This window comes from Flagellimonas nanhaiensis (genome assembly GCF_003382275.1).
Lineage (GTDB): Bacteria > Bacteroidota > Bacteroidia > Flavobacteriales > Flavobacteriaceae > Flagellimonas > Flagellimonas nanhaiensis.
In genome coordinates, this window is sequence record NZ_QTJX01000002.1 from 700378 (window position 1) to 726542 (window position 26165).

The 26165-nt window shown below is 40.7% G+C and carries 21 protein-coding genes; 12 read left to right on the top strand and 9 right to left on the bottom strand.

What is annotated here, in order from left to right:
- Positions 1-92 precede the first annotated feature (92 nt).
- The gene (locus tag DX873_RS10645; protein WP_116184418.1) at positions 93-1778 is read left to right on the top strand and encodes a glutamine--tRNA ligase/YqeY domain fusion protein; all 1686 of its coding nucleotides are present in this window, start codon (positions 93-95) and stop codon (positions 1776-1778) included.
- 260 nt (positions 1779-2038) lie between these two features.
- Here the strand turns inward: DX873_RS10645 and DX873_RS10650 are convergent, their stop codons facing one another.
- The 4 genes from DX873_RS10650 to DX873_RS10665 form a co-directional block, all read right to left on the bottom strand.
- The gene (locus tag DX873_RS10650; protein WP_116184419.1) at positions 2039-2965 is read right to left on the bottom strand and encodes an SPFH domain-containing protein; all 927 of its coding nucleotides are present in this window, start codon (positions 2963-2965) and stop codon (positions 2039-2041) included.
- A gap of 84 nt (positions 2966-3049) precedes the next feature.
- The gene (locus DX873_RS10655; protein WP_116184420.1) at positions 3050-4183 is read right to left on the bottom strand and encodes a hypothetical protein; all 1134 of its coding nucleotides are present in this window, start codon (positions 4181-4183) and stop codon (positions 3050-3052) included.
- Between the two features lie 145 nt (positions 4184-4328).
- On the bottom strand, positions 4329-5840 hold the full coding sequence (gene gltX, locus DX873_RS10660) for a glutamate--tRNA ligase (RefSeq protein ID WP_116184421.1): 1512 nt from the start codon (positions 5838-5840) through the stop codon (positions 4329-4331).
- 57 nt (positions 5841-5897) lie between these two features.
- The gene (locus tag DX873_RS10665; RefSeq protein ID WP_313777745.1) at positions 5898-6947 is read right to left on the bottom strand and encodes an alkane 1-monooxygenase; all 1050 of its coding nucleotides are present in this window, start codon (positions 6945-6947) and stop codon (positions 5898-5900) included.
- A gap of 69 nt (positions 6948-7016) precedes the next feature.
- Between DX873_RS10665 and DX873_RS10670 the strand changes: the two genes are divergently transcribed.
- The 6 genes from DX873_RS10670 (at position 7017) to DX873_RS10695 (ending at position 14917) form a co-directional block, all read left to right on the top strand.
- Positions 7017-10430: a hypothetical protein gene (locus DX873_RS10670; RefSeq protein ID WP_116184423.1), complete on the top strand. Its 3414-nt coding sequence runs from the start codon at positions 7017-7019 to the stop codon at positions 10428-10430.
- Positions 10423-10842 carry an rRNA maturation RNase YbeY gene (gene ybeY, locus DX873_RS10675; protein WP_116184424.1) on the top strand — a complete coding sequence of 140 codons (420 nt, stop codon included), beginning with the start codon at positions 10423-10425 and terminating at the stop codon, positions 10840-10842. Before DX873_RS10670 ends, ybeY begins: the two co-directional genes overlap by 8 nt.
- A 2-nt stretch (positions 10843-10844) precedes the next feature.
- The gene (gene mnmG / locus DX873_RS10680; RefSeq protein WP_116184425.1) at positions 10845-12713 is read left to right on the top strand and encodes a tRNA uridine-5-carboxymethylaminomethyl(34) synthesis enzyme MnmG; all 1869 of its coding nucleotides are present in this window, start codon (positions 10845-10847) and stop codon (positions 12711-12713) included.
- A gap of 86 nt (positions 12714-12799) precedes the next feature.
- Positions 12800-13360, top strand: coding sequence for a hypothetical protein (locus tag DX873_RS10685; protein ID WP_116184426.1), 561 nt, complete (start codon positions 12800-12802; stop codon positions 13358-13360).
- Entirely contained in the window at positions 13338-14168 is an 831-nt protein-coding gene (locus DX873_RS10690; protein WP_116184427.1) for a class I SAM-dependent methyltransferase, read from the top strand. The genes DX873_RS10685 and DX873_RS10690 overlap by 23 nt, the downstream gene beginning before the upstream one ends.
- A gap of 242 nt (positions 14169-14410) precedes the next feature.
- Positions 14411-14917, top strand: a complete 507-nt coding sequence (locus DX873_RS10695) for an OmpH/Skp family outer membrane protein (RefSeq protein WP_116184877.1) — start codon at positions 14411-14413, stop codon at positions 14915-14917.
- Between the two features lie 79 nt (positions 14918-14996).
- Here the strand turns inward: DX873_RS10695 and DX873_RS10700 are convergent, their stop codons facing one another.
- Positions 14997-15392, bottom strand: a complete 396-nt coding sequence (locus tag DX873_RS10700; RefSeq protein WP_232520897.1) for a DoxX family protein — start codon at positions 15390-15392, stop codon at positions 14997-14999.
- A gap of 9 nt (positions 15393-15401) precedes the next feature.
- Positions 15402-16553: a DNA polymerase III subunit gene (locus DX873_RS10705; RefSeq protein ID WP_116184428.1), complete on the bottom strand. Its 1152-nt coding sequence runs from the start codon at positions 16551-16553 to the stop codon at positions 15402-15404.
- A 131-nt stretch (positions 16554-16684) separates the two neighbouring features.
- Between DX873_RS10705 and DX873_RS10710 the strand changes: the two genes are divergently transcribed.
- From DX873_RS10710 to DX873_RS10720, 3 genes are all read left to right on the top strand, one after another.
- The gene (locus DX873_RS10710) at positions 16685-17875 is read left to right on the top strand and encodes a phosphoglycerate kinase (RefSeq protein WP_116184429.1); all 1191 of its coding nucleotides are present in this window, start codon (positions 16685-16687) and stop codon (positions 17873-17875) included.
- Between the two features lie 121 nt (positions 17876-17996).
- A complete protein-coding gene (locus DX873_RS10715) occupies positions 17997-19601 on the top strand; it encodes a lytic transglycosylase domain-containing protein (RefSeq protein WP_116184430.1) in 1605 nt (534 codons plus the stop codon).
- Positions 19602-19612: 11 nt separating this feature from the next.
- The gene (locus tag DX873_RS10720) at positions 19613-20608 is read left to right on the top strand and encodes a DUF4837 family protein (RefSeq protein ID WP_116184431.1); all 996 of its coding nucleotides are present in this window, start codon (positions 19613-19615) and stop codon (positions 20606-20608) included.
- Between the two features lie 96 nt (positions 20609-20704).
- Here the strand turns inward: DX873_RS10720 and DX873_RS18885 are convergent, their stop codons facing one another.
- The 3 genes from DX873_RS18885 to tatA form a co-directional block, all read right to left on the bottom strand.
- Complete coding sequence (locus DX873_RS18885) at positions 20705-20875, bottom strand: DUF6747 family protein (RefSeq protein WP_181899476.1); 171 nt, start codon at positions 20873-20875, stop codon at positions 20705-20707.
- Between the two features lie 259 nt (positions 20876-21134).
- Complete coding sequence (locus DX873_RS10725; RefSeq protein ID WP_116184432.1) at positions 21135-23195, bottom strand: OmpA family protein; 2061 nt, start codon at positions 23193-23195, stop codon at positions 21135-21137.
- A 230-nt stretch (positions 23196-23425) separates the two neighbouring features.
- Positions 23426-23620 carry a twin-arginine translocase TatA/TatE family subunit gene (gene tatA, locus DX873_RS10730; RefSeq protein ID WP_116184433.1) on the bottom strand — a complete coding sequence of 65 codons (195 nt, stop codon included), beginning with the start codon at positions 23618-23620 and terminating at the stop codon, positions 23426-23428.
- Positions 23621-23785: 165 nt separating this feature from the next.
- Here tatA and DX873_RS10735 point away from each other — a divergent pair, with 165 nt between their 5' ends.
- Positions 23786-24655, top strand: coding sequence for a M23 family metallopeptidase (locus DX873_RS10735; RefSeq protein WP_116184434.1), 870 nt, complete (start codon positions 23786-23788; stop codon positions 24653-24655).
- Between the two features lie 2 nt (positions 24656-24657).
- Entirely contained in the window at positions 24658-26154 is a 1497-nt protein-coding gene (locus tag DX873_RS10740) for a GH3 auxin-responsive promoter family protein (protein ID WP_116184435.1), read from the top strand.
- Positions 26155-26165 lie beyond the last annotated feature (11 nt).

The window sequence follows — 26165 nt, forward strand, 5'->3', positions numbered from 1 at the left end:
GTGTTGTGAAATGGCTTACTTTGTATACACCGTTACTTTTAAACTGGCTATAAACGCTGGTTTTTACTACATTTGCGCTTCAAAAATTGGGTATGGAGGAAGAAGTTAAATCCTTGAATTTCATAGAGCATATTATTGAGGAGGATCTAGAGGAAGGATATACCAAAAACGACCTTCGTTTTAGGTTTCCTCCGGAACCAAATGGATACCTGCACATTGGGCATGCGAGCTCAATCTGCTTAAATTTTGGTTTGGGGCTCCGGTATAATGCCCCCGTGAACCTTCGTTTTGATGATACCAACCCCACTAAGGAGGAGCAGGAGTTCGTGGACGCCATAAAGGAAGATGTTTCTTGGTTGGGATATAAATGGGATACCGAATGCTACGCGTCGGATTATTTTCAGCAATTATACGACTGGGCAATTCAGTTGATCAAACAGGGAAAGGCTTATGTGGATAGTCAATCTTCTGAAGAAATAGCGAGTCAGAAAGGCACTCCTACTGAACCGGGAAGCGAAAGCCCTTTTCGAAATCGTTCTGTTGAAGAGAACCTGAAGCTGTTCGAAGGGATGAAGAATGCGGAGTTTGAGGAAGGCGCACATGTTTTAAGGGCGAAAATTGACATGTCCTCTCCAAACATGCTCATGCGTGACCCAGTAATGTACAGGGTACTCCACAAGGCACATCACAGAACAAATACCGATTGGTGTATTTACCCCATGTATGACTGGACACATGGCGAAAGCGATTACATAGAACAGGTATCACATTCTCTGTGTACTTTGGAGTTTTTACCACACAGAGAACTTTACGATTGGTTTTTAGACCAATTGGTAGATTCTGAGAAATTAAGACCAAAACAGCGAGAGTTTGCCAGAAGAAACCTGAGTCATACCGTTGTGAGCAAGCGAAAGTTGTTGCAATTGGTCCAAACTGGAGTGGTTTCTGGTTGGGACGATCCTAGAATGCCAACAATCTCTGGTTTACGAAGAAGAGGATATACTCCTGAGGCCATTAGGAATTTTGCTGATACGATTGGGATTGCCAAAAGGGAAAATGTTGTGGATGTTTCGCTATTGGAGTTTCATGCGCGTGAACATCTGAATAAGATTGCACCTCGTGTCATGGCGGTACTTAATCCATTAAAATTGGTGATTACCAATTATGAAGAGGGCAAGGAAGAATGGCTGGAAGCAGAAAATAATCCCGAGGATGAATCGGCAGGAAGCAGACAAGTTCCATTCTCTAGAGAGCTGTACATTGAAAAGGAGGATTTCAGGGAAGAGGCCAATCGCAAGTTTTTCAGATTAAAATTGGGTGGAGAGGTACGATTGAAAAACGGTTATATAATTAAGGCTGAAAGTTGCACCAAAGACTCGGAAGGCAATATCACGGAAGTACAGTGCACCTACGACCCTAAAAGTAAAAGTGGTTCAGGTACCGAGGAGAGCCTACGCAAAGTTAAGGGCACCTTACATTGGGTTTCTATTCCGCATGCTTTTGCTGCCGAGGTCAGAGTGTACGATCGTCTCTTTACTGACCCAACACCAGATGGCCATAAGGACAAAGATTTCATGGATTTCGTAAATCCCGATTCATTGACAAAGGTAACGGGCTACATGGAACCTAGTATTAAGGAAGCCAAAATTGGAGATAGATTTCAATTTCAACGCTTAGGTTATTTCAACGTGGATACAGATTCCTCAGAAGAGAAAATCATTTTTAACAGAACGGTTACTTTGAGGGATACCTGGGCAAAATTGGAGCAAAAAAAATAGAATAAGCAATATCTATTTTATCACAGAGCACTATTGATTCCGACTATTTTTGATAGCCTCACAAGAGCTCTTGTAATGCGATTTTTTTCAAAGGCAACCCAAATTCCATAACACTTCGGCCATAAAGGCACTGAGGGAGCTAAAAAGAAGAAATACGTAGTTGGAAATGAAATTTTAATGGAATAGCCGTTATTTCAGATTTGAGCATAAAAAAAGGAGACTTTAGGGCCTCCTTTTTTATTTTATCTGAACAGTTTGGACTACTCCTCTTTTTTGTTTTGTTGTTGCTTCATTGCTTCACCGATTTGGTTGCTAGCTGTAAAAGAGGCAACCATGTTGTTTAGCATATCACTTCCTGCTTGTGGAGAATTTGGCAACAGAATTAAATTGGTATTGGTTTCTTCGCCAATAGCCTGCAAGGTGTCATAATGTTGGGTGACCACGATCAAGGCGGAAGCTTCTTGCGAATTGATGCCCACTTTGTTCAATACCTCTACAGATTCTTCAAGTCCTCTTGCAATTTCACGACGCTGGTCTGCTATACCTTGACCTTGCAGTCTTTTGCTCTCTGCTTCGGCCTTTGCTTTTTCCACAATCAATATTCGCTGGGCGTCCCCTTCAAATTGTGCTGCTATTTTTTCCCGCTCAGATGCATTGATTCGGTTCATAGCCTCTTTAACCTGAGCATCTGGGTCAATATCGGTCACTAGGGTTTTAATGATATCATACCCATAGGCCAACATGGCATCTTGTAGTTCAGATTTTACGGCTATCGCTATATCATCTTTTTTAACAAAGACATCATCCAATTTCATTTTTGGGACCTCTGCCCGTACCACATCAAAAACATAGGAGGTAATTTGATCATGCGGATATTCCAGCTTATAGAAAGCTTCATAGACTTTGTCTCTTATAACAACGTATTGCACGGACACTTTTAGCTTAACAAAAACATCATCCAGGGTCTTGGTTTCCACGATTACATCCAGTTGCTGAATTTTAAGACTTAAGCGACCGGAAATACGGTCTACAATGGGAATTTTCATTTGTAAGCCTGAATTACGGATGCTTTGGAATCTACCAAATCGTTCTATGACCACAGCGGTCTGTTGTTTCACAATAAAGAAAAACTTGAAAAGGATAATCAGTCCTACAAATACAATAGGAATCAAAAAATAGTTGCCCATAGTTAATAGGTTTTATGTTAGAAAGGGAAATTACAAAACTCTACAACATATTTGTAGCCAGGAGTCAAGTTTTGTTACAAGTGTTCATTTGGATAAAGGCAATCTAAGTTGAATCCCAGTTTGAAGGTCGGGAGTATTATTGACCAACATATCCTGCTGTAGATAAATGGAAATCACCATTTGTTTTGAAAAGGAATAGATCAACGACCAGTAACTAGGGAATTTGTAGAGATGTCTTGCAGCTTCATGCCAGCGTGCTATCCTATCCTCTGAAAAAGGCACATAATAATCCTCTTCCTTTTTGTTGTTGTAGGGGGTTTGGATTCTGTAGTTTAGACCAAATGAATGAAATCCCCCTGTTCGATTTTTAATGGCGTATTCAAAGTGCCCTTCAAAGCTTCCAAAATAATTACTTGTACCCAAGTCACTTTGAGTGGTATTAAACTTGTGAATGGATTTTCGGAGAAGATTGACACCAAGCCCCACAGATAGTTCACTTAGGGATCTCAAATTGAACTTTTTAATTCCCGCCAATGATACTCCTAGGTCTAATGATGAATTGTAGGCACTCAAGTTTGTTCCAACATGAAGTCCATAGTTTAGATAGATGTGATGATTTTCTAATACGCTTGGATAATAATAATAGGCCACCTCAATTCCTGAAAAGACAAATTCTCCTGCTTTAATATCCAATGTATTACCATTACGGTCCACATAATTGACTCCGGATTGATTGGATGCATTCACTTTTCTTCCGAAAGGGTCTTCTCCCCCAGCTATATTGCTGTGGAAGTATTCAATAAATTGATCACTGGTGATGGTGGAAAACGGAAACTTTCCATCTGTCAACAAAAAGGAACGGGTGCTTAGTCTGATATCACTTTTTTTGCCCAATGGAAAAGAATAGGCCAGCCTGATGTCCTTGATTACACCATCATATTGAAAACTGTAAAATTCGTGTTCACTCTGGGAAGGGTCAAATTCAAATGTTCTACTAAAAAAGTCTATGTTTTGCATCCTTTCCCTTTCCGTAGCCCCACTGGGAACATAGGTTAGCACAGGTTGTCCCCAAATGTTCCCACTGCTTATGGATAAGTCTAAAAAGGGTTTGCTTTCGGCATGCGAATTAAAATTATGTGGCAGAGTGTAGAACAGTATCCCAAATGGATGGGTGGCCAAAGTGTTTGGTTTGGTTATGCCATTTTTGGTGGTTGTCAAGTCTTGACTCTGGGATTGGACAGTATGGAATGCAAAAAGCAGAAAAAAGCAGAAACAACAAATCTGATGGCGAAAGTAACTGGCCATGAGGAGGTTAATAGGTTGGTTGACCTATTAAAAATAAGAAATTAAGTTGATTTTTCCTTTAGCTTAGATTTGCTAGCGCATACTGGATTCTGCCGATGGCCTCTTCCTTTCCCAAAAGTTCCAAAATATCAAAGAGGTGTGGACCTTTCATATCGCCCACAATAATAAGACGTAAAGGGCCCATGATTTTTCCAAAGCCCAACACATTGGAAGTAATCCACCCCTTTACTGCGGTCTCAATGGTTACGGAGTCAAACTTCTGGACATCGGATAGGATTTTGATTACCTCTTCCATCAGTTTTGGAGTGTCCTCTTTCCATTGTTTCTTCACCGCTTTTTCATTATAGGAGCTGGGAGCTTGAAAAAAGTAATGCCCTAAATCCCAGAAATCCTTAACAAAGTCTGCACGTTCCTTAATCAAAGAAACAACGGTTTCCAGGTAATCCAGGTTGAAATCGGGGCTATCTTCGCTCAGGTGATTTGACAGGCCCTTGGCAAAGAGCGCTGTAAGTTCAGAATTGTCTTTAGCTTGAAGGTACTGGTGATTGTACCACTTTGTTTTTTCTGGATCAAAACGCGCCCCAGATTTATTTACACGCTCCAGACCAAAGGAATCCACTAATTCATTTAAGGAGAACAGTTCTTGCTCTGTGCCTGGGTTCCATCCTAAAAGAGCCAAAAAGTTGACCACTGCTTCCGGAAAATAACCAGCTTCACGGTATCCTTCTGATTCTTTCCAGGATAGAGGAAAAACGGGAAAGCCGCCTTTTTCCCCATCACGTTTGCTCAATTTACCCTTGCCCACAGGTTTCATGATCAAGGGGAGATGTGCAAATTGCGGAGCTTGCCACTCAAAGGCATCATATAGCATTTGGTGCAGGGCCAAAGAGGGCAACCATTCTTCACCACGAATTACATGGGAAATTTTCATTAAATGGTCATCAACAATATTGGCAAGATGATAGGTGGGCATGCCGTCACTTTTAAAAAGGATTTTATCATCGAGTACGTTAGTGTCTATTTTGATTTCTCCACGAATCATATCATTTAACTTAAGTTCTTCATCTTGTGGAGACTTAAACCGGATTACATAATCTGCACCACTTTGTAATTTTTTCTCGACATCCTCTTGAGTTAAGGAAAGGGAGTTGGAAAGTTTTAGTCTGTTATGCCAGTTGTAAATAAAGGTCTTTCCTTTTGCCTCGTGGTCCTTTCTATGAAAGTCCAGTTGTTCAGGTGTGTCAAAGGCATAGTATGCCTTCCCTTTTTCTACAAGCTCCATGGCGTATTCTTTGTAGAGGTGCTTGCGTTCACTCTGGCGATAGGGACCATATGAGCCTTCCTTGCCAGGGCCTTCATCAAAAGGAATACCGCACCAATTCAGAGCTTCAATTATATAGTCTTCTGCTCCTTCCACGTATCTATTTTGATCGGTGTCTTCAATCCGAAGCACAAAATCACCATTATGTTTTTTTGCAAATAAATAGTTGAAAAGGGCGGTACGTACTCCGCCAATATGAAGTGGTCCTGTTGGGCTGGGGGCAAATCGCACCCGTACTTTTTGACTCATGCTTTAGCTCTTGAGCGGCAAAGATACGGTGCATTATTAGATGAAAAAAGGTATTTGCTATGTAGCATTTTTCATTTCAGAAGGAATTCTGGGATTCATGATTTTAAACCACAAAGGAGGTAGAAAGGAAAGGACCATGGAGGTGGGATAGCCGTAGGGCATTTGAGGTGATGAATCATGGCAATCCAATAATTGATATTTTTTAGAGGACTTATAATGGTGGTCGCTGTGGCGCGTTAGCTCGTACAAAACAATTCTACCAATAATGTGGTTACTGTTCCAGGAATGGCTTTCCCTAACACGTTCATATCTTCCGGAGGAAAGCTTTTTTCGGACCAACCCATAATGCTCAATATAGTTTACGGTTTCGAGCAATAAAAATCCTATTAAGCCTACTGAAAGTGCAAAATAGAGGGTGTTGAGTCCAAGAAACAGGTAGACTAAAATAGCATAGCAAATCTGAAAAAGGGTATACCACAACATGTCATTTTTTAAACTGATAAAACCTTTTTGTTCCCGTTTCAGTATTTGGGATTGCAACTTCCAGGCGCTGAAATATTGACCCACAATTGAGGTTATCCAAAAGGAATATAGACTCTGATTGTACTTTGCTGTGGCAGGATCTTCTTTGGTGGCGGCATTGGCATGGTGACCAAAATTATGCTCAATGTAAAAGTGCATGTAGAAAGAAGGCAACAAAAGAAGCTTTCCCAGATGGCGTTCATTGGACGATTGCCTATGACCTAGCTCATGGCCCACGTTTATGCCATTTACACCTAGGACTATGCCCACTGAAAGGGCCATGCCAATTGTTTCAGAAACCCCGTAGGTGTGCGATGAGATATCCCAAAGTGCATAAAAGAGTATGGAAAATACAATGGGAATGTTGACGTACAACACCCAGTCAAAAAACCGATTTTGTGATTTACTCGAACGTTCTTCTGAGGTCAGATTGGAAGGGTCCTGAGGGACCAGGAGTTCCAAAATGGGTATAATAACAAATGCATAGATAGGGGTGAGGTAGCTCCAGAATCCCTTGAGGTAGATACTGACAACAGCCGCTATGGGGATGGTCATTGCTGCCAAATATTTGAAATCTTTCATCATGGGTTTTAACAAAAAATTTTCAGCCGAATTGGCTGGTATCGGGTATCTTGGTAATAAATATAGTGGAATTTGGATAGTTATCAGAAAATCCTGGACAAGCTTAATGGCTTCATTAAGAAGTATTACACCAAGCGTTTGGTGAAAGGAATCCTACTTTTTTTAACGCTTGGATTACTTTTTTGGATTGCTGTTACGTCAATGGAACACCTCTTTTGGCTAAATCAGAAATGGCGTTTGACACTCTTTGTGCTTTTCCTTGGCGTGGAGATATACTTGCTGTACAAGTTCATTGGTGAACCGTTGGCATATTTGTTCAAGCTAAAGAAGGGCATAACACATATGGAGGCTTCCCGATTGATTGGGTTGCATTTTCCCAAGGTCAACGACAAGCTTATGAATTTGATGGAGTTTGCAGATGACAGTGATAAATCGGAACTCTTATTGGCCAGTATTGACCAAAGGGCCAGGTTACTTGGTCCGGTACCTTTTACTGAGGCGGTTGATGTTAAGGAGAGTCTCAGATATGCAAGATATCTGTTAGCACCGCTAGCAGTCTTTGGTTTGTTGATGCTTTCTGGAAATGTTGCTTCGTTCTTTGAATCGCATCAGAGAGTATTGAATTACGATATGGCATACGAACGCCCTGCACCTTTTAGCTTTCGTTTGCTCAATGAGGACTTGGAGGTTTTGGATAATGAATCGCTTACGATAGCAGTGGCAGTTGATGGAGAAATGCAACCAGAGAATGTTTATATGGTGGTTAATGGTGAGCAGTTGTTGTTACAAAAGAATGAAGGGGTATTTTCCCATAATTTCAGTGCCCCGGTAGAAACAAGCTCATTTTATTTAACGGCCAATGGGTGGGATTCAAAAACCTATTCAATAGTGACCCATAGGACTCCGAGGCTGGTTGATTTTAAGATGCAACTTAAATATCCATCTTATCTCAATCGGGAGGCTGAGATTATTTCTGGATCTGGGAATGCGGTTGTTCCCGAAGGTACCAGGGTGACTTGGAACGTAAAGGGAAATAATGTGGAGGAGATTGGTATTGCAAGCAAGGATACCATGAGTTTATTTGAAAAAGACGATAGTGATTTTACACATAGCCAGAACATTTATGCTGATCTACGTTATGAGCTTAGAACATCCAACGAGTTTATAAAAGATTACGAGAAACTTTCTTATTCCATCGATGTTGTTAATGACGATAGGCCGACTGTTGTGGTGGAACAGTCCCTTGATTCTTTGAGACCCAATCAATCTTTTTATAGAGGAGAGGCAAAAGATGATTATGGAATTAATCGTCTTCATTTGGTATGTTATCCCGTTGATGACCGAAGCAGTAGTCAAAGGATTTTGTTGGAAACACCAGGTTCAGATTTTCATCGGTTTTATTATACGTTCCCTTCGGGATTGGACTTGGAGGAAGGAAGAAGCTACAGATTGTACTTTGAAGTGGTTGATAATGATGGACTTAGAGGTGGAAAAGTGGCTAGAAGTAAGGAGTTTGATGCAAACTATTTTGATAATAACCAACTGATTAAGAGAGAGTTAAGCATTCAAAACAGTGTGGTAAAGAGTTTTGAGGGAACACTAAAGAAATATAAGGAGCAGAGCAAAACGCTTAAGGAAATACAAAGGGAACAGAAGGAGTCCAAAGCTCTCAATTTCGAGGATAAGAATCAAATTAAGGATTTTATTAAGAAGCAGGAGCAGCAGGACGAACTTATGGAGAAGTTCAGCCAACAATTGAAAGAAAGCTTGAGCCGAGAGAGTGAGAATGAGGAAACGAGGAAAATGCTTCAAGAGCGACTGGAACGTCAAGAATTGGAAGCGAGAAAAAATGAAAAACTGCTAGAGGAATTGAACAAACTTACGGAGAAGATAAATGAAGAAGAATTTAAAAAGAAGTTGGAGGAACTTGGAAAGAAACAAAGCTCAAATGCAAAGAGTCTTGAACAAATTTTAGAATTAACAAAGAGGTACTACGTTACTGAAAAGGCTTCCCAATTATCGAAAGAATTGGAAAATATGGCCAAACGCCAGAAGTTGTTATCTGAGCTTAAACTTGGTGAAGACTTTTCGGATAAGGAACAGAAAAGGTTAAATGAGGATTTTGAGGAATTGTCCAAAGAACTTGATGAATTAAAGAAGGATAATGAAGGCCTGCAGAAACCCATGGATTTGGAAATAGACAAGAAAAAGTCTGAGGAGGTTAAACAGGACCAGAAAGACGCCTTGGAAGAAATAAACAAGCATCAAGGAAGTGAAGAATCATCTACGAAGGATGAAAAGAAGGAAGCTGGTGATAAGGCGTCTAAAAAACAGAAATCAGCTGCTGACAAGATGAAGGAAATGAGCGAATCTTTAAAACAGGGGGCCATGGGCGGTGGAGGCTCCAGCATAACAGAAGATGCTGAAATGTTGAGACAGATTTTGGATAATCTGGTTACATTTTCATTCAAGCAAGAAGCTTTGTTTGATAAAGTGGAGAATATAGACATTGATATTTCACAGTTTTCAAGAACCGTTAAAGAACAGAAGGAGCTTAGAAGGTTGTTTGAGCATGTAGACGATAGTTTGTTTGCACTTTCATTAAGAAGAGCGGAGCTTTCCGAATTTGTAAACGAACAGATTACAGAGGTGTATTACAATATTGACAAAGCCTTGGAGAGTATTGCAGACAATCAGGTTTTTCAAGGGGCATCCTATCAGCAATATGTTATGAACGCCACGAATTCACTTGCTGAATTTTTGGCTGATGTATTGGATAATATGCAGCAAAGTATGAATAAAGGACAAGGCAGTGGTTCAGGTTCGGACTTCCAACTTCCAGATATTATCCAAAGACAACAAGACGTGCAAGAAAAAATGAATGGTAAGGGTCAGCAGGGGCAGAAGGGCGGTCAAGAGGAGAAGGGATCTGGAGAGGGCAAAGAAGGTGAAGGTGAGCAAGGCAAACAAGAAGGTGGCGGCAAAGAGGGCGGCAAGAAGGATGGCGAACAAGGAGGAAATGAAAGTGGACAAGGGTCGGAAGGCAATGATGGTTCTAGTGGCTCTGAAATGGGATTACAGGAGGTATATGAAATATATAAAGAGCAACAATTTCTAAGACAGCAGTTGGAGAAACAGTTGGAAGATATGATTAATAATCAGGAGAGAAATTTGGCCAAGAAGTTGGTCAAGCAGATGGGGGATTTCGAAAATGACTTATTGGAAAATGGGATAACAGAACGAACAAAGAATAAAGCAAATTATATACAGCATCAATTACTCAAACTGGAAAATGCTTCGCTACAACAAGGCGAAACAGAGGAAAGAAAGAGTGACAACAGCCAGGAACTTTTCACTAATCCTATAACTACAAAACCGGAGATCTTTGAGGATTATAAAATTGATGTTGAGATTTTAAATAGACAAGCACTACCTTTGCGCCGAAATTATGAAAAGAAGGTAAAGGTCTATTTCAAAGATGATTAGTTTCCATTTCGAATCCGACTATAGAATTCTGGATTTGTCCGAGTACTCCGATTGGGTAGCTAGGATTATTGAGTCTGAAGGCTTCACTCAAGGGGACATCAGCTATATCTTTTATACTGATGAAAAACTTTTGGAGCTGAATCAGGAGTATCTAAAGCACGACACATTTACTGATATTATCACCTTTGATTATTGTGATGGCAAGGTGGTTTCGGGGGATATTTTTATATCCACAGATAGGGTCAAGGATAACGCAAAGACTTTTGAAGTGCCTTTTGAGATGGAGATGAAAAGAGTTATGAGCCATGGTTTGCTCCACTTGTTGGGGTACGGCGACAAGACTGATGAAGAGACTGTGGTTATGAGAGCAAAAGAGGAAGAAAAAATTAAAATGTTCCACGTGGAACAATAGCTATGTTTGAAAAGGAGTATGACGTTATTGTAGTTGGGGGAGGTCACGCTGGAGCCGAGGCTACTGCTGCCGCAGCCAATATGGGTTCACGGACTTTGTTGGTTACCATGAATCTGCAGACCATTGGGCAGATGTCGTGCAACCCCGCCATGGGAGGCATTGCCAAAGGACAGATTGTGCGAGAAATTGATGCTCTTGGCGGATATAGTGGGGTCATTACGGACAAGTCTGCTATACAGTTCAAAATGCTTAACAAGTCAAAGGGTCCCGCTATGTGGAGTCCAAGAGCACAGAACGATCGTATGCGTTTTGCTGAAGAGTGGAGGTTGGCTTTAGAGAATACACCCAATGCTGATTTTTATCAAGAGATGGTGTCTGGTTTGTTGGTGGAAGGAGAAAAAGTTGTCGGTGTAAGAACATCACTTGGCATAGATATTCGGGGTAAGGCAGTGGTGCTTACCAATGGAACTTTCTTAAACGGACTTATCCATATTGGAGAGAAACAATTTGGTGGAGGTAGAGCGGGTGAAAAGTCAGCAACTGGAATTACGGAACAACTTGTTGATATTGGTTTCGATAGTGGCCGTATGAAAACCGGAACACCTCCTAGGGTGGATGGTCGCTCTTTGGATTATTCCAAAATGATTGTACAACCGGGCGACGACAACCCTGATAAATTTTCGTATTTGGACACCCCTGTTCTTAAAGAACAGCGCGACTGCTTTATGACGCATACCAGCAATTTGGTGCATGATCTTTTGCGAGAAGGGTTTGATAGGTCTCCAATGTTCAATGGAAGGATTAAAAGTATTGGACCCAGATATTGCCCATCTATTGAGGATAAAATACACCGTTTTGCGGATAAGGACAGGCATCAGATTTTTGTTGAACCAGAAGGATGGCATACCGTTGAAGTTTATGTGAATGGTTTTTCAACTTCACTTCCAGAAGATGTTCAGTACAAAGCTTTAAAGTCTGTAAAAGGATTCGAAAATGTGAAATTCTTTCGGCCTGGATATGCCATAGAGTATGATTATTTTCCACCTACACAGTTGAAGCATACCCTAGAGACCAAACTATTGGAGAATCTCTATTTTGCCGGTCAGATTAATGGAACTACAGGATATGAAGAAGCTGCCTCTCAGGGTTTGATGGCGGGAATTAATGCCCATCTGAAAATTCAGGAAAAGGAAGCTTTTGTGCTGAAAAGGGATGAGGCCTATATCGGCGTTCTAATAGATGACTTAATTACAAAGGGCACGGAAGAACCATATCGCATGTTTACCTCTAGGGCTGAATATAGAACTCTGTTAAGACAAGATAATGCGGACTTAAGACTTACCCCAAAGGGGTATGAACTTGGCCTCGCCAAAGAAGAACGCATGCAGAGAATGGAGCAAAAACAGGAAAAATCTAAAAACTTTGTCGATTTTTTCAAAAAAACAAGCTTTACCAAAGAAGAAATCAATCCAATTTTAGAGTTGGTTGACTCTGCAAAGGTGACACAATCCGATAAACTTTTTAAGGTTTTTTCCAGACCGAGGGTCACCATGGATCACATGCTTCAAATTGACTCCGTAGCAAATTATGTTGAAGAAAACAAACTAGATTCTGAGGTATTGGAGCAAGCGGAAATTCAGGTTAAATACTCTGGATATATTGAAAAGGAAAAAAACAATGCTGATAAATTACACCGCTTGGAGAGTGTGAGAATCCCGGACAACTTCGATTATTCTAAACTGAAGTCGCTTTCATTCGAGGCCAGGGAAAAATTGGAGGCCATAAGGCCAGTGACTATATCCCAAGCGTCAAGAATTAGCGGAGTTTCACCTGCGGACATTAGTGTTTTATTGGTTTTTCTCGGGAGATAATCACTTTTTGTTCCACGTGGAACAAAACCCCAGTTAAATTTATGTTGTGGTCTGATTTTTGATTTGAAATGTCAAACCAAAAATCAATGAAAAAAGCTTTATTGCTCATCGGAATGCTTGCTGCTTTTCATTCCTGTATTCCAATTCGAATTGCTCCTAAAATTCAAGACTACAAAGTTGTCAAAGGAAAAAGATTTAGAAGAAGTTTACCAAAAAAGACCGTGTTCGTCTTTGAAGACCCAAAAGATGCCAATGAGTTTTATAATTACGTCAACACCAAATTTGGACTGCAAGATTATTATGTAGATGTTGAAGTCCCTTTTATTATAGATCAGAAAGAATATTTCTTTTCCTTCTATGAAGTTGAAATACCCAACAAAGCTTTAAATCTGTTTCCCTTTATTTTTGATGCTGCATTTAGTGCTGCGGTTGGAAATGATGGAGTTGAACCTATTTTATCTGATGATGCGGAATCTGTTATCCGGGTTGGAAGTTGGTATATTGCAATTGAGGTTTTCAGTGATTCGGAGAAAGACTGCCTACACGAAGATTCTATTTCAAGGGACAAAGTTTTGACATATCTTCGAGAACTCAAAAACGAATACTTGTCCACACAGAATTATAATGAAATTGTTTTTAAAAACTAAAGACTTTTCAGTATCAGGTGAATCCTTTGAATTGCATTGGGATGAGGAGTTTCAAATGCTTCGTACATCTCCAGTACCGGAAAACTTGGAGGGTTACTACGATAGCGACAACTACATTTCCCATACCGATTCCAGCACCGGTTTGGTAGATCAATTATATCAAAAGGTAAAACGCCTAAATCTAAAGAAAAAGCTTCAACTGATTGATAATCAGATAGATATATCCAGAAATCTACTTGATATTGGCGCAGGAACAGGGGATTTCCTCTTATATACCCAGGAGAACGGCTATACTATAACTGGAGTTGAGCCAAATGAAAAAGCAAGAACGCTTGCCAAGGATAAAGGATTGGATTTGAAACCCGGACTGAACAATTTGCGTGGACAGCAATATGATATCATTACGTTATGGCATGTGCTGGAACACCTCCCAGAATTGGAAAAACAGATAGTAAAGATTGAAGAACTGTTGGCAGCGAAAGGAACCTTGATTATAGCCGTTCCAAATTTTAAATCTTTTGATGCAAAACACTATGGGCGATATTGGGCGGGTTATGATGTCCCCAGACACTTATGGCATTTTTCAAAGGAGTCAATTGCAAAACTTTTTAAACCACATAACTTAGAGGTGGTCCAAATACGTCCCATGTGGTTCGATGCATTTTACGTTTCATTGCTCTCGGAAAAATACAAAGGCAATAAGTTATATCTCTTAAGTGCTTTTTTCGTAGGACTATGGTCAAATATTAAAGCTTGCTTTACAAAAGAGCACTCTTCCCTTATTTATGTGCTCAAAAGAGCCAAATAATCCATTTGATGACGCCTAAGGAACGTACTACGCTCTTCCTAATGGGTTTGTCATAGTGTTGGAAAAACGCTGCTCACAGGGCGTTTAAAAAAGCCGTTTTTTATAAATAAATCAAATCAATGAGTACAATCCATATAAATTTTTCTTATGGCTTAGTTTATTGACTTTTTTGGCTTAATGGAATGATAATGACAACCATTAGAAAAGCTTTCCTATTTTTGCGCATCATTAAAAAGAGAAACATGAAAAAAATACTAGTGTTGGCAATCGCAATGGTTGCTATGGCATGTCAGCAAAACAAAATTGGTTATGTAGACAATGTGAAGTTGTTGGATGGGTACCAAGAGAAGATTGATGTTGAGGCCAAGTTCAAGACCAAAGCTGATGCACTGGCAAAAAAGAGAGACAGTATTTCGCAAGCTTTTCAATTGGAGCTGCAGGAATTCCAGACCAAAGCTCAAAAGATGTCCCAAAAGAGTGCCCAGGAGGAATATTCGCTTTTACAACAGAGAGGACAGTTTGTTGGTCAGCAGTTACAACAAGAGGAGCAACAGTTGCAACAATCAAGTCAGACTGAAATAGATTCTTTGGTAAGTAAAGTGAAGAAAGAAATCAATGACTATGGAAAGGCAAACGGATATACCTACATACTTGGAGGTGGAGATGGTGGATCCGTTTTATATGGTGAGGAAACACAAAACTTGACAGATGCCATTCTTAAAATCTTGAACGACAAGTACAAAAAGTAAGCAAACTGTTTATCATATATAAAGGGGACAATTCTAAAATTGTCTCCTTTCTTTTTGGATAAATATTGAATAATATGGTTTACTGGAATAAGTAAATCAGGAATAGCGTGGGCATAAAATAGATAACAATGGTCCTGGCACCATCATAATCCTTGGCCACTCTTTGTCCAAAGAGCAACAACAACAAAGTTATGGCAGAGAGAATCGCACCATAAAGTCCCATGTCGGTTTTTCCATCAAATACCAATTGAAAAATTCCAACAGCACAAAGAACACCCGAAATCATCTCCAGGAACAAGACCACTCCCAATAGAACGGGAACCGTACCCTTGAAAAAGGTTTTGGAAAAATGGTCATTCAGCCAACCAACGTTGCCTTTCCAATCAAATATTTTGTCCAATCCACTCTGTAAAAAGGTAATCGCCAGAAAAGCTAAAAGCAAAATCTGCGCGGTGTGTGCCATAAAGTTTTCCATAGTTGATATTTATGCGGCCTTGGCATGCAAGAGCCGGGTGAGTTTAATAGACAAATCCGTAAAGATGAGCTTAGAATTTCCATTTCGTTCCACATGAAAAATCGCTGTTTCCAATTCTTCCACAATGTCCTCAATATTGTTTTCATGAACAAATGGCGCAAATTTTTTCAGGTCAAAACCTTCAAGATGAATTCTGGCATAGACCAGTTCCTCCGCCTTATAATTTAGCAGCAAGGCTTGTCTCATCATGGCGAGGCAGTAGTTTAAGAACTGTTTCTGCACCTCTCTTCCCGTTTTGGCCACCTCATCGCTCCATAAGATCAATTCTTGAACGGCCCCTTTGTTCCCCTTGGCCTTAAAAGCACTTCTGACCCATTGCACAAACCAACGTTCGAACACCAGGTCTTCGGAGTCTTTGTTGAGCAAGTCCAATGCCTTGTTAAAGTTGCCGTTGGCTTCTTGAGCCATCGCATGGGCTTCCGAGGTTTTGACTCCCCGCTCCACCAAAGCTGCAGAAATATCTTGTTCAGATAGCGGTGGGAAATGCAAAATTTGACATCTGGAACGAATCGTATTGATAATCTGTTCTTCCTCTTCGGCCAATAGCAACAACACTGTTTTTGGGGGAGGCTCCTCGATCAATTTCAAAAGCTTGTTTGCCGAGGAAATGTTCATTTTTTCGGCCATCCAAAGTATAAGGACCTTGTACCCTCCCTCATAAGATTTAAGGGATAATTTTTTAACGATGTCCTGGGCCTCATCTACACCTATTTGGCCTTGTTTTTTTTCAATTCCAATATATCGGTACCAATCAAACAGATTGCCATAAGGCTGTTCCTTTACAAAGTGGCGCCATTCCTCCAAATAATTATCGCTAACAGCATGTGACTTTACCTTATCGGAATTGGAAACCGGAAAAGCAAAATGAAGATCAGGGTGTGTGAGTGAATTACACTTAGCATTGCAGTCAACGTTATCTCCTTCATTCTCTCCACTACTGTTTCCACACAACAAATATTGTGCGTAAGCTACTGCCATGGGCAAGATGCCAGACCCCTCCGGACCCACAAACAATTGGGCATGTGCCACCCTTCCGGTTTCTGCTGTGGTAACCAGATGATTTTTTATATGCTCAAGCCCTAAAACATTTTTGAACAGCATGCACCAAAGATACAGTTTTTAGGTTCCAAAACTTTTACGCCTTTTTTTGTTGAAACCCTAAAAATATAACGATAGCTTTCAAGGCAAAAAGCAGGAAATCTTTACATTTGAAGTCTCATAAATACAGGCGAATGAAAACTATAGATGACTACAATTTCGAAAATAAAAAAGCACTGATCCGTGTAGATTTCAATGTACCGTTAGATGGTGATTTTAATGTAACCGATACCAGCCGGATTGAGGCTGCAAAACCTACAATCTTAAAAGTTCTGGAAGACGGAGGATCTGCGGTTTTAATGAGCCATTTGGGAAGACCAAAAGGCAAGGCAAATCCAGATATGTCCCTTTCCCATATCTGTGATACTGTTTCCGAAATCATTGGAGTGCAGGTGAAGTTTGCTGAAAATTGTGTTGGTGATGCCGCCGAAACTGCGGTTTCAAACTTGGAAAATGGAGAGGTATTATTGTTGGAAAACCTTCGGTTCCATGCAGAAGAAGAACAAGGGGACCAGGACTTTGCAAAGGCGCTTTCAAACCATGGGGACATTTATGTGAACGATGCTTTTGGAACAGCGCACCGAGCACATGCTTCAACCACCATTGTGGCCCAGTTTTTTCCAGGGAACAAATGCTTCGGGTATTTGTTGGCCAAGGAAATAAAATCCATCGAAAAAGTAATGCAGACCGGGGAAAAGCCAGTAACTGCCATTCTTGGAGGGGCCAAAGTGTCCTCTAAGATTACCATCATAGAAAATATTTTGGACAAGGTGGACAATCTCATTGTAGGAGGGGGAATGACCTATACTTTTATCAAGGCCCAAGGAGGAAAAGTTGGGGATTCCATTTGCGAGGATGATAAGATGGAACTCGCCCTAGAGATTTTAAAACAAGCAGAAGCAAAAGGAGTCAAGGTACATTTACCTGTTGACGTATTGGCCGCTGATGATTTTGACAATAATGCAAACACCCAATATGTGGATGTAAACGAAATTCCTGATGGCTGGCAAGGACTGGATGCAGGTCCAAAAACGCTGGAAAATTTCAAACAGGCAATTTTGGACTCCAAGACCATATTGTGGAACGGTCCCGTAGGTGTTTTTGAAATGGAAAATTTCGCCAAAGGCACTATCTCGGTCGGAAATTACATAGACGAAGCTACCCAAAAAGGAGCCTTTTCATTAGTTGGTGGAGGCGATTCCGTAGCGGCAGTAAAACAGTTCGGTTTTCAAGACAAAGTGAGCTACGTCTCCACAGGAGGAGGGGCAATGTTGGAGAGTCTTGAAGGACGCACACTGCCGGGCATAGCGGCAATATTGGACTAGACGGGACGTTATCAATTAGTGGGAGTTACCCACAGATTTTACTGTTTTGGGCCAAAAAACTTTACTATTTCGGAAAAAAACATGATTTTAGCTGGTCCCTACAGCCAAATCCTCTATCCGAATGAACCAAAAATTGAACATAGCCGTCTGTGCAGTATCACTCTTTGTGGTAAGCATTTTAGGTGCTCAAGAAGCTAATGAAACTGCTACCCTTACCAAGGATACGATCAGTATAACCTCACCACAAGAATTAAATACCGAACCTGCGTCACAAGCTCTGGATGGAGGCATGGTGACCTTGACCAAGAGTTCCGAAGGGAAGTACCAATTAAATGATCTGGAAGCAGCAGCGGAATATGACCGTCTTTGGTTGAAGGAACTCTACGAAAGTGCCCAGTTGTTCAGTGATATGCAATTGGAAATTCAATCTCCATCGGCGGTGGAAGATGTTTTGGTTGAATTGCCCACCGATACCTTAAAGGCAAGGTTGGCCAGAATGGATGAAAAAACCCCGTTCAATATTTCCTATAACCCTTCTTTGGAAAGTGTGATAAAATCTTTTTTGGTGCGCAAGAAAGACCTAATGCAGCGGATGATAACTGCAAGCCAGTTCTATTTTCCACTATTTGAACAGGAATTGGACAACCAAGATATTCCACTTGAAATCAAGTATTTGGCCATAGTGGAATCTGCTCTGAACCCAAGGGCGCGATCACGGGTTGGGGCCAAAGGACTATGGCAGTTTATGTACAGTACTGGAAAAATGTACGGTCTGGATGTGAGCAGTTATGTAGATGAGCGTCACGATCCTATTATGGCCACTAAGGCCGCAAGCATGTACCTATCCAAACTCTATGACATTTTCGATGATTGGGATTTGGCCCTGGCGGCATACAACTCAGGTCCGGGAAATGTAAACAAGGCCATCCGTAGATCTGGCGGTTACAAGAACTACTGGAACATTAGACCATTTCTTCCACGTGAAACAGCAGGCTATCTTCCAGCATTTTTGGCTACCATGTACATTTTTGAATACGCCGAAGAACATGGCCTTCAGTATAAAAAAGCTGAAAGACCTTATTTTGAAACGGATACAGTACATGTTAAAGACCTGATCACTTTTGATCAGATTTCCAAACTGGTAGATGTGAGTGTGGAGGAATTGGAAATGCTCAACCCAGCATATAAACTGAATATTATCCCAAAAATTGAGGGCAAGAACTATGCCTTGCGATTGCCAACTTCCAAAATTGGGAAATATGTGGCCAACGAAGAGGCAATTTATGCCTTCGTGAAAAAGGAACTGGATTCCCTTGAGAAACCCCTCCCGGAACTGGTGCAGACCAAAAATCAGATTCGCTACAAAGTAAGAAGCGGGGATTATCTGGGCAAAATTGCGGAACGCTATGGGGTTGGGGTTAGCCAAATAAAAAGATGGAACGGATTGCGAAGCAATAATCTAAGGATAGGACAGCGATTGACCATCTTTCCAAGAAAACCGTACATTCCCAAAAAGAGTACATCAAAACCTAAGGACTCCAAATCATCTTCAGGAGCGATAGCAAGTGGTTCAAAGGTACATACGGTTCAAAAAGGAGATTCTTTATGGACCATTTCCCAAAAATACCCTGGAATTTCCGTTGAAAATTTACGAGAATGGAACGGTCTTAGTGGCAATAATCTTAAACCGGGCACAAAACTTAAATTGTGCGATTGTTCTTCGTAAATTTAACTCGTATGAAAAAAATTGGAACACTATGCTGCACCATACTTTTAATGGTGCTATGGTCCTGTAAGGATTCCGGACCAAAACCGCGATTTCTCCCACCTTCCACTGGAGGCATTAATTCCCTAATGGTGGTCATGGATACTGAACTTTGGAAAGGCACTGTTGGAGATAGGATAAGACAACATTTTGCCGCACCTGTATTGGGACTTCCACAAGGAGAACCCAAGTTTACCATCACCCAGATTCCACCTCAGGTGTTCAGGGGAGCAACAACCTATTCAAGATCTGTTCTGTTTGTGGAACAGGATTCGGCATCACTAGCACATATTAAAACGGATGTGTATGCCAAACCGCAAAAGGTAGCGGTGGTAAAAGGGGTTGAAGATACAGATTTGCTCAATGGGCTAGATTCCTTAGCTTCAATGGCCATTTCCTCCTTTAAAAAGGTGGAGATTGCTGAAGCCCAAAAACGATTTACAAGATCCTTGAGCAAGGACAAGGCGTTTCAAGAGGAATTTGGCATCCAACTGAAGGTGCCTTCGCTTTACACCGTAGGGAAACGGGAGAAAAACTTTGTTTGGATGGACATTCAGATTCCCAAGGGAACCATGAACATTATTGCGTACACCATGCCCAAAAACAGTTTCTCCAATGATTCCACTTTTGTGGAGGATATTGTGAAAATGCGAGATTCCATCGGAAAGAAATACGTTCCCGGACCATACGAGAATACGTTTATGATGACAGAGAAAGCTTTTGCCCCTTATGTTTTTCCTGCCAGAATAGGAGGTAAAAAGGCGGCAGAAGTACGAGGTATATGGGAAATCAATGGTTATCCCATGGCGGGCCCGTTTCTTACCTACATCATAAATGATGAGGAGAACGACAGAAAATTAATTTTGGAGGGATTCACCTTTGCTCCATCAGAAGAAAAAAGAAACTATATGTTTGAGCTGGAGGCAATATTAAAAACAATAGATTTTAACAGCCAACCCGAAGGCTGATTTTGTATACAAGCAACAAAGCAAAAAAGCCCCTGTGCGCGCTCAGTGCACGGGGCTTTTTTGTTCTTTAAATGCTTAATAAGGGTTCGTTAGTTTTCAATCGAATGCAAATCCAGTTGCTATTCTGTATATAAAGGCGTAGAGCACAATAAAGAACATTACGAAGCTAAACCATGCAAATACTTTAAAGTATTTTTCTACTATAACATGGCCCAAATTTCGAAAAGCCTCAATATAAATTTCTTTTACAAGTAATAGTTTTTTCATAAGTCAGATTTTAAGATTTAAAGACAAGACAAAGATTATCTTTAGCGGGGAGCATGAAAAAACAATGGGACAAAGGGGATGAAAAGAAGGATGAAAGTTTATTTTATTGTTAGATTTCCATGAAGCGATTATTTTATTCGATATAACACACTTTGCAATGTGCAGAACATCGAACCCAATACTCGACGAAAGGTAGTTTACACTTATTAAAGGGTATAAAAAAACCCCTCTGAAGGGGTGTTTTGTATGATTTGTGTTTTTATTGCGAAACAATAATGAACTCGGATCGCCGGTTTTCTTGGTGTTTACTCCGTGGGCAGCGATTACCGTCTGAGCAATTGTTCAACAAGCGCTCTTCTCCATAACCTATAGCACTTTCTATCCTGGAGGGGTCTATACCTTTAGATATAAGGTAGGCCCTAGTGGATTTTGCCCTTTTATCGGACAGATATTGATTATAAGCCTTTTTCCCAATGGCGTCTGTGTGCGATTCAATCTTAATGACCATATTCTTGTATTCGGTCATAACAGCAACCAACTTGTCAAGCTCCCGGGCTGCTTCGGGTCTAATGTTGAATCTGTCAAAGTCAAAGTAGATGGTCTCAGTTTCAAGTTTGAGAATGCCTTTGTCCTCAACAATGATTTCCTCTAAAGGCTTTATGGATTGGGTTATTTCAACACCCACGTTGCTCTTTGTCATCACAGGGGAATTGGCCTCAAAATAACCTTTTTTAACTGTTCTAATCGTGTATTTGGACTTGGGCATGAGCTCCTTGAAGACAAATTTACCATCTGCAGAAGTCCGTGCCTCTGCAACCTGTATTTTGTCCTTATCAAACAACAACACCTGAGCATCCGCAACTGTCTCCCCATTGGTCACATCCTCAATAACCCCCGAAATGGCGTTTAAGTTCTGAAGATACTTAAAGGAATAGATGTCATCATCTCCCCTGCCTCCTTTTCTGTTAGAAGCAAAGTAGCCTTTTTCTCCTCTTGTATCGATAATGTATGAGAAGTCGTCCCTGTTGCTATTGATAGGTTCGCCAAGATTTATTCCAACCCCAAAAATGCCTTCAGCATGATCGGCCTTATAAATGTCCAATCCGCCCATACCCATACTTCTGTTTGATGAGAAATAGAGAGCATCTTCCGTGATATAAGGGAACATTTCCTTTTTGGAAGTATTTACCGTTCTACCCAAGTTTTTCGGTTCGGTAAAATTACCATTGTCTAAAATGTCGACTACGTAGATGTCGGTTTCTCCGTATCCCCCTGGTCGGTCCGAAACAAAATATAGTTTCTTACCATCCGGACTGATGGAGGGGTGCCCTGTGGAATAATCTTCGCTGTTGAAGGGAACTTCCACTGCTTCTGTCCAATCACCATCAACAAAGTTTGAGCGGTATATTTTTAGATGGTTGATTCCGTTCTTACCCCGCTTGAGTCTTTTACCATAGTTGTTTCTTGTAAAGTAAATGGTTTTCTCATCTGGTGAAAATGCCACGGAAGCCTCATGATACTTTGTATTGATGGTTTTTGAGAACTTTTTGGGATTTGTTAGGTCCTCACCTTCGTTTTTTGCATCGGCTACATAAAGATCCAAGAAGGGTTGATTTGTCCAACGGTATCTGCGTGTAGTGATAAAAGCGGAATCGTGGGCCGAGGCAAAGACAATACTTGAGTCTTTGTGGAACATGGGGGAAAAATCCGAATACTTGGAATTGATAGCCATATTCTTGATTTCAACCAGGGCAGGACCTTTCCAGTCATCACCAGCTAAAGCTCTTTTATTTGAAGGAACCCCGTTCTTTTCCTGAAATAACTGGGTAAGCTTGGCCGCTCTTCTATACCGACCGGTACCTTTTAATGCATGGGCATATCTAAAGAACTTATCTTCAGTAATTTCGTTTTTGTAGGTTTCATAGAGCTCATGGTACCATTTAAAGGACTTTTCCAAGTTACCGCTGTAGTAATGGGAATCCCCTGCCTGGGACAATAGTCTGTAACTATGATCTGCTTCGGTCTTTTCAAGAACAATGTCATAAACCCTTGCAGCTTCTGCATACCACATCTTGTCAAAGTATTCATCCGCCATTCTAATAAGCTTTGCGGTTACTCCTTTCTTTCGCACATATTGCATCAGCTTTCTGTTGCTGAGCCCTTCAAGATGTTTGATGTAACTATTGTTCACAGCAGTACCACCCTCGTCATTTGAACTAGTGAGATGAGTTTCATCATCACTAAAATCCAAAAGGGTTACTTCTTGGGATTTGATTCCAAGGGAAATTAAAAGAAGAGAGATTAGTATCAGTCTTTTCATTATAACTCTAGCTGCACAAAAAATCACCATGTGATTCATTGGAGGCTAAGCGATAAGAGCCTAACGTCTGTTTCAAATGCTAAAATAGGATAAGACTAAGGGGAGAGTAATTTTTTGTTGTGAAAGGGGAAATTTATGGCGTGTACGCTATAAAAATGTGGTTTTTCATCGAGAAACCCTTTGAAGATGGGGGATTGTTGGCGTAAGAAAATACCTAAACAAGAACCGATTTAAGATTCGGTTTCCTTGCCTCCCTCCAATTTTTCATCTTCCTTGGAAGCATCTTTGAACTCCTTGATTCCACTCCCAAGACCTCTCATTAATTCAGGAATCTTTTTGCCACCAAATAACAAAAGGACTACCACTACAATGAGGACAATTTGCCATGGTCCGAGCATTCCAAGTAAAATAGTTTGAGCAATCATAAGAACAAATGTCTTTAAATGAAACGTAAAATTACTAAAAAGAACCTTAAACGACTGTGCTATTAACGAAAATTAGCAAATCTAATTGCCGGTAGGGCACAAATAGAGCGTGTATTTTAAAAAGCTTAACACCTTAATTAAAATCTAAGGTTATCTTTGTTGATTATGGCAAAGGACAAGAAAAAACGTAAAGAGATCAAGCGCAAGCTGTTGCACAAGTATCGCTTGGTCATTCTCAATGAAAGCACTTTTGAGGAGAAAATATCCTTTAAGCTTAGTAGATTGAACGTTTTTGTTACCGGCACACTTTTTATCATTGTTCTTATTGGGCTTACCACGCTTATTATAGCTTTTACCCCACTTCGGGAATATATACCGGGATATTCTTCCACCAGATTAAAGCGACAAGCCACGGAACTGACCTATAAAACGGACTCTTTGGTCAACGTTTTGAATTATACCAATGGGTATTTAGAAAATGTCAGAATGGTACTCAGAGGAGATGTTGAGAATAATGAAGCCAATAGGGATTCTCTTTTTGAACAATATAAGTTGGATCCTTCCACTGTGGACCTGACTCCAATCCGAGAAGACCTCCTATTACGGGAAGAAGTAGAGTTGGAGGATAAATACAACCTGTTTGAACGAAATATTGAAGGTCTTGGCAACTTGTTGTTTTCGCCTGTAAGTGGAACCTTGTCCCAAACATTTGACCTTAAGAAGAAACACTACGCTGTTGATGTGGTAGCCCCAAAGGATACTCCGGTAAAATCAATTGCTGATGGAACGGTCCTCTTTTCGGAATGGACCTCTGAAACAGGATACGTAATCATAATTGAACACCAGGAAGGGCTAACATCGGTCTACAAACACAATGGTTCTTTGAGCAAAGTTCAAGGAGACCGGGTCAAGGCTGGCGAAGTTGTGGCCTTTATCGGAAATACTGGGGAACTCACTACCGGGCCCCATCTACATTTTGAATTGTGGAAAAAAGGACAACCCGTGAATCCTTTGAATTATATTGACTTTGATTGATAATGTCTTTAAAAGCATTTGCAGCAAAAATTTTTGCCAGAACTATTGCCCAGAAAACCAAAAAATGGGCGTCCAATCCTATTGAAACACAAAAACAGGTTTTTAAAAAGCTTGTTTCTGAAGCCGAGTCTACCCATTTCGGAAAAGACCATGGCTTTGATCAGATAACCTCCTATAAAGAGTTTGCCGAAAAAGTACCTATTAGGGACTATGAAGAAATTAAGGCTTACGTCCAAAGAATTTTGAATGGGGAAAGCAATGTTCTATGGCCTGGAAAACCGGTTTATTTTGCAAAAACCTCGGGCACAACTTCAGGTGCCAAGTACATTCCCATAACAAAGGTTTCAATTAAGAATCAGGTAGAAGCTTCCCGAAATGCCATCTTAAATTACATTCATGAAACAGGGAATGCAGATTTTGTGGATGGAAAAATGATTTTTCTACAAGGAAGTCCCATTTTGGAAGAAAAGGGAGGAATAAAACTGGGAAGGCTTTCAGGAATATCCGCGCATTATGTTCCCAATTATCTACAAAAGAACAGATTGCCTAGTTGGGAGACCAATTGCATAGAGGACTGGGAAACCAAGGTAGATAAGATTGTGGAAGAGACGGAAAATGAAAACATGACCGTTATCGCCGGAATCCCCTCTTGGGTACAGATGTATTTTGAGAAGCTCAAAGCAAAATCTGGAGAGAAAGTTGGTGAACTTTTCCAAAACTTTCAACTTTTCATTTATGGAGGAGTGAACTATGAGCCGTATAGGGCCAAGTTTGAAAACCTTATTGGGAGAAAGGTAGATAGCATAGAGCTGTTTCCGGCCAGTGAGGGATTTTTTGCTTATCAAGACAGTCAGCAGGAAAAGGGAATGCTGCTGTTGTTGGATGCTGGAATTTTTTATGAATTTGTAAAAGCGGATGAGTTTTTCTCTGAAAACCCAAAACGGCTGACGATAGCGGATGTTGAACTCGATGTGGACTACGCAATGGTCATCTCGACCAATGCAGGGCTTTGGGCCTATAATTTAGGAGATACCGTTCGGTTTGTTTCAAAAGATCCGTACAGGGTGATTGTTTCAGGTCGCATTAAGCATTTTATTTCAGCTTTTGGCGAACATGTAATAGCCAAAGAGGTGGAAGAAGCACTAAGAACTGCGGTAGAACAATCAGATGCTTTGGTAAATGAGTTCACCGTAGCACCGCAGACCGATCCGCAACAAGGAGAATTACCTTATCATGAATGGCTGGTGGAATTTGAAAAAGCTCCTTCTGATCCCGAAGGATTTTCTAAAGATATTGAGGAAAGTATGAAGCGGCAGAACAGCTATTATTTTGATCTAATAGAAGGAAACATTCTTCAGCCTTTGAAAATAACCAAGATCAAACCCAATGGTTTTCAAAACTACATGAAGACCATAGGTAAATTAGGCGGACAGAACAAGGTGCAACGACTCTCCAATGATCGTAAGGTGGCCGATGGGCTGCAATCCTTTAAAGTATAGAGCGGAAACCA

Bases quoted from the DNA above. Each gene is read 5' to 3' on its own strand.
- DX873_RS10645 (WP_116184418.1), top strand. From the start codon at position 93: ATGGAGGAAGAAGTTAAATCCTTGAATTTCATAGAGCATATTATTGAG.
- DX873_RS10650 (WP_116184419.1), bottom strand. From the start codon at position 2,965: ATGGGCAACTATTTTTTGATTCCTATTGTATTTGTAGGACTGATTATC.
- gltX (WP_116184421.1), bottom strand. From the start codon at position 5,840: ATGAGTCAAAAAGTACGGGTGCGATTTGCCCCCAGCCCAACAGGACCA.
- DX873_RS10665 (WP_313777745.1), bottom strand. From the start codon at position 6,947: ATGATGAAAGATTTCAAATATTTGGCAGCAATGACCATCCCCATAGCG.
- ybeY (WP_116184424.1), top strand. From the start codon at position 10,423: ATGATTAGTTTCCATTTCGAATCCGACTATAGAATTCTGGATTTGTCC.
- mnmG (WP_116184425.1), top strand. From the start codon at position 10,845: ATGTTTGAAAAGGAGTATGACGTTATTGTAGTTGGGGGAGGTCACGCT.
- DX873_RS10685 (WP_116184426.1), top strand. From the start codon at position 12,800: ATGAAAAAAGCTTTATTGCTCATCGGAATGCTTGCTGCTTTTCATTCC.
- DX873_RS10690 (WP_116184427.1), top strand. From the start codon at position 13,338: ATGAAATTGTTTTTAAAAACTAAAGACTTTTCAGTATCAGGTGAATCC.
- DX873_RS10695 (WP_116184877.1), top strand. From the start codon at position 14,411: ATGAAAAAAATACTAGTGTTGGCAATCGCAATGGTTGCTATGGCATGT.
- DX873_RS10700 (WP_232520897.1), bottom strand. From the start codon at position 15,392: ATGGAAAACTTTATGGCACACACCGCGCAGATTTTGCTTTTAGCTTTT.
- DX873_RS10705 (WP_116184428.1), bottom strand. From the start codon at position 16,553: ATGCTGTTCAAAAATGTTTTAGGGCTTGAGCATATAAAAAATCATCTG.
- DX873_RS10710 (WP_116184429.1), top strand. From the start codon at position 16,685: ATGAAAACTATAGATGACTACAATTTCGAAAATAAAAAAGCACTGATC.
- DX873_RS10715 (WP_116184430.1), top strand. From the start codon at position 17,997: ATGAACCAAAAATTGAACATAGCCGTCTGTGCAGTATCACTCTTTGTG.
- DX873_RS10720 (WP_116184431.1), top strand. From the start codon at position 19,613: ATGAAAAAAATTGGAACACTATGCTGCACCATACTTTTAATGGTGCTA.
- DX873_RS18885 (WP_181899476.1), bottom strand. From the start codon at position 20,875: ATGAAAAAACTATTACTTGTAAAAGAAATTTATATTGAGGCTTTTCGA.
- DX873_RS10725 (WP_116184432.1), bottom strand. From the start codon at position 23,195: ATGAAAAGACTGATACTAATCTCTCTTCTTTTAATTTCCCTTGGAATC.
- tatA (WP_116184433.1), bottom strand. From the start codon at position 23,620: ATGATTGCTCAAACTATTTTACTTGGAATGCTCGGACCATGGCAAATT.
- DX873_RS10735 (WP_116184434.1), top strand. From the start codon at position 23,786: ATGGCAAAGGACAAGAAAAAACGTAAAGAGATCAAGCGCAAGCTGTTG.
- DX873_RS10740 (WP_116184435.1), top strand. From the start codon at position 24,658: ATGTCTTTAAAAGCATTTGCAGCAAAAATTTTTGCCAGAACTATTGCC.